We start from the raw sequence: 2,823 nt of genomic DNA on the forward strand, positions 1-2,823 counted from the left end.
CGCGCGGCTGGTGGTGGCCGCGCCGGGGGATCATCGCGAGCCGCAGCGGCTGGTGGCGCAGATTCGCGAGCACGGCGCCACCACGGTGCACTTCGTGCCCTCGATGCTGCAGGCGTTCATGACGCACGCGGCGGTGGAGACGTGCACGAGCCTCAGGCGGGTGATCTGCAGCGGCGAGGCGCTGCCGGCGGAGCTGCAGGGGGAGGTGTTCGAGCGCCTGGCATGGGTGCGGCTCGACAACCTCTACGGGCCCACCGAGGCGGCCATCGACGTCACGCAGTGGCGCTGCCGCGATGACGGCGAGGGGCACGTGGCGATCGGGCGGCCGATCAGCGCCACGCGGACCTACGTGCTCGACGGGGACCTCAACCTGGTGCCGCCGGGGGTGGCCGGCGAGCTCTACCTGGGCGGCGCGGGGCTGGCGCGGGGATATCTCGACCGCCGGGGGCTCACCGCCGAGCGCTTCGTCGCCGACCCCTTCGACGACGCCGGCGGGCGGCTGTACCGCACCGGCGACCGGGTGCGCTGGCGCGCGGACGGCCAGCTCGAGTACCTGGGGCGGCTCGACCACCAGGTCAAGATCCGCGGCTTCCGCATCGAGCCCGGTGAGATCAAGGCGCGGCTGCTCGCCGAGCCCGAGGTGCGCGAGGCCGCGGTGGTGGCGCAGCCAGGCCCGGGCGGGGCCCGGCTGGTGGCCTACGTGGTGTCCGCCGGGGGAGAAGACGTGGACACGCCGGCGCTGCGCGCGCGCCTGGGCGAGCACCTGCCGGACTACATGGTGCCCTCGGTGGTGGTGGCGCTAGCGGCGTTGCCGCTCACGCCCAACGGCAAGCTCGACCGCCAGGCGCTGCCGGCGTCGGAACTCGGTGGTGGCGAGGCCTACGAGGCGCCCGAGGGCGAGGTGGAAGAGGCGCTGGCGGCGGTGTGGGCGGAGGTGCTCGGTGTCGAGCGCGTCGGCCGGTACGACGATTTCTTCGAGCTCGGCGGACACTCGTTGTTGGCCGTGCAGTTGGTGGCCCGTGTACGAGAACGCCTGCACACCGACCTCGCGGTTGTGGATCTCTTCCGGTGCTCGACGCTAAGCGCATTGGCCGAGCGTGTCGCTTCCATGAGCGACAGCGCCTCTACCGATGACGCGCTCGCGGAAATTGATTCCTTCATCGACAGCCTGGATACCGTGGAATGACGACGATGGATACCGCGCGCATCGCGGAGCGCTTCGCCGACCTATCCGCTGAAAAGCGCCGGGCGGTCTATCAGAAGATTCGCGCCGAGGGCATGGGGATGGGGCAATTCCCCATTCCTCGAAGAAGGCAGGCGGCCGAAGGGGCCTACCCCCTCTCCCACGCCCAGGCGCGCCAGTGGTTCCTGTGGCGACTGGCGCCGCGGAGCACCGCCTACCACATCGCGGGCGCCCTCGAGCTGCGCGGGAGGCTGGATCGGGACGCACTGCATGACAGCTTCACGGCGCTGGTTGCGCGCCACGAGTCGCTGCGCACGGTCTTCCGGGTCCGCCCGGATGAGGAGGGCATGGCTGAGCAGATCGTTCTGTCGCAGGGCGGAGTCGACGTTCGCCATCGTGATCTGCGCGGGAGGCCGCAGGGCGATGCCGATACCGCTGCCCGCGAGATCGCCGATGAGCCGTTCGATCTCGGGAATGGACCGCTGCTGCGCGTGGGCGTGATCGCCCTCGCCGAGGACGAGCACCTGCTGGTGGTGGTGGTGCACCACATCGTCTCGGATGGCTGGTCGATGCAGCTCATCATCGACGAGTTCGCCGCGCATTACCGGGCGTGCGTGCGGGGCGAGCGTGTGGAGCTGCCGGCGCTGCCTGTTCAGTACGCCGACTACGCGGTCTGGCAGCGTCACTGGCTAGAAGCGGGCGAGCGCGAGCGGCAGCTGGAATACTGGCGCGGGCAACTGGGTGACGAGCAGCCCGTGTTGCAGCTGCCCACGGACCACCCCCGTCATGCCGACGGCGAGTACCGTGCCGCGCGGTTCGACCTGATGTTGCCCGGCTCGCTGACGCGCGCATTGCGCGAACGTGCCCGAGACCAGGGTGCGACCCTGTTCATGGTGCTGCTGGCAGGCTTTCAGGCGCTGCTGTATCGCTATGCCGGCCAGTCGGATATTCGCGTGGGTGTGCCGGTCGCCAACCGCAACCGCACGGAAACGGAGGGCGTCGTCGGCCTCTTCGTGAACACCCAGGTGCTGCGCAACCCGCTGAACGGGCGGCAGTCCCTGCGGGAAGTGGTAGAGCAGGCGAGATGCGCGACGGTGGAGGCGCAGGACCACCAGGATCTGCCGTTCGAGCAGCTGGTCGAGGCGCTGCAACCCGAGCGCAGTCTCAGCCACCACCCGCTTTTCCAGGTGGTGTTCAATCATCAGCGCACGGACACCCGGGTGTTGCGGCAGTTGCCGGACCTGGCGGTCGAGGAACATACGCTGGGTGAGCGTGCGGCGCAGTTCGAGCTCACCCTGAACACCCAGGAGCTGGACAGTGGCGACGTGGAAGCGAGCTTCGGCTACGCCGCCGATCTCTTCGACGCCGCGACGATCGAGCGCCTGGCGGCTCACTACCAGCGCCTGCTGCAGGCGCTGGCGGATTCGCCGGAGCGGGCGCTGGGGGAGGTGGCGTTACTGAGCGAGGTGGAGCGCTGCCAGCTCGATCGCTTGGGTGTGAACGCGCGGCGTTACCCGAACCCCGAGCCGGTGCCCCGGCTGATCGAGCGCCAGGTGGCGACGGCGCCGCAGGCGCCGGCGCTGGTCTTCGGGGCGCAGGTGCTCACCTATGCCGAGCTCAACGCCCGCGCCAACCGCCTG

The 2,823-nt window shown here is 70.1% G+C and carries 2 protein-coding genes; both read left to right on the top strand.

Going from position 1 to position 2,823, the window contains the following annotated elements; translation table 11 throughout:
* Positions 1 to 1,186 (top strand): AMP-binding protein (locus tag ACPEES_RS23070; RefSeq protein WP_435106796.1); only part of this gene is annotated, 1,186 nt, incomplete at its 5' end.
* Positions 1,183 to 2,823 (top strand): condensation domain-containing protein (locus ACPEES_RS23075; protein WP_435106798.1); only part of this gene is annotated, 1,641 nt, incomplete at its 3' end. The genes ACPEES_RS23070 and ACPEES_RS23075, both read left to right, overlap by 4 nt.

The sequence above is a fragment of the Arhodomonas sp. AD133 genome (genome assembly GCF_051195215.1).
Lineage (GTDB): Bacteria > Pseudomonadota > Gammaproteobacteria > Nitrococcales > Nitrococcaceae > Arhodomonas.